The organism is Vibrio sp. FF266 (assembly GCF_041439695.1).
GTDB classification, from domain to species: Bacteria; Pseudomonadota; Gammaproteobacteria; order Enterobacterales; family Vibrionaceae; genus Vibrio; species Vibrio tasmaniensis_A.
In genome coordinates this window covers 1-1312 of the sequence record NZ_JBGOOO010000112.1, presented here as the reverse complement: position 1 = coordinate 1312, position 1312 = coordinate 1, and the positions used below count along the sequence as shown (strand labels likewise).

Annotated in this window: 1 protein-coding gene; it reads right to left on the bottom strand. The window is 40.9% G+C overall.

The features are described from left to right. Positions 1–34: 34 nt before the first annotated feature. Positions 35–1272 (bottom strand): IS3 family transposase gene (locus ACED59_RS24480; RefSeq protein WP_139137228.1). Its coding sequence is split into 2 segments (ribosomal slippage): positions 35–900 and positions 900–1272, totalling 1239 coding nucleotides; the frame shifts between segments, so codons are not numbered across the junction. Positions 1273–1312: the final 40 nt, after the last annotated feature.

Genomic DNA, 1312 nt, shown 5'->3' with positions numbered 1-1312 from the left:
TGTCTCGTCCTAAAATACGTTGACAGTTTTTCTACTAAGCCAACAGCGTCAGCTGTTGGCTTTTTTCATGCACCTCATTTGGAGTTTTCATCCTGAGACTAAGGTGCGGCCTCATGTTGTTATAGGTACTTATAGACTCTTTTACTAGTTGTTTAAGCTCTCCGAGGTTTTTACACTTATCAAGTAAGAACTCTTGTTTCAGGATTCCATTTATCCTCTCTGCCAAGGCATTTTGGTAGCAGTCATAACCATCTGTCATCGAAGGCATTATGCCGCTACTTTTCAACTTATCTTGATAAACACCTGAGCAATACTGCAGACCACGATCTGAATGATGGATACAAGGACGATGATATCGACGCCCTTTGATAGCCATATCCAGCGCTTTCACGACATCCGTCGCTTTCATTTCATTGCTCAGCTCATAGCCCATTATTTTTCGACTAAACGCATCCGTAACCAATGATAGGTAGTGAACCCCTTCATCAGATTGAACATAGGTTATGTCGCTCACCAACACACTCTCCGGACTACATGGTTGGTAGTCCTTTAATAAATTCGGGTGTTTCTTCATCCAATGTCTACTATTGGTCGTTTTTGTAAAACTACGTTTAGGTCTTACCAATAATCGTTCATCGCGTAAGTAGTTGAAAAGCGCATCTCGACCTAACTTGATACCTTGTTCTTGTAGTTTGGGTTTAAGCAAAAAATAGAGCTTTCTAGTACCAACCCGAGGCATATAACGCCTAATATCCAACACCATTTTTTTAATCGGTTTAAGCTCTAACTGACGATGATGAATTCGCTTCTCTCGTTGATAAACACTCTGCCTCGTTATACCGCATAGCTTACATATTCGAACTAAACTTATTCCTTCCTGTTTTTGAAGGCTTCTTGCTCCTTGGCTAGATACTTTTTTCTGAGACTGGTTCCGTGCTCAGCATCAAGAATATCAACCACTCTATTTAAAAAGAGATTCTTGATTTTTTCGTCTTCTAACTCTTTCTCAAGACGTTTTATTTTCTGTGCAGGTGATTCTTTAGGCTTAGGTGATTGGTGCATGGCATTCATCCTTGGATTTTGCGCCCAACCCATCTTACCGTGCTTTCGAAGCCAGGTTAAAACGGTTGAGCGGCCTTGGATACCATAAATGGTTTGGGCTTGTTTATATGTCATATCGCCTCTTTCTACAGCAGCGACAATCTGTAATTTAAAGCCTAGTGTGTAATCACGCTGAGTGCGCTTAACATAGGTCCTATTTGAAGTAGTCATAATTCGTCCTCAATGTGTAAACACATTTCAGGACGGGACA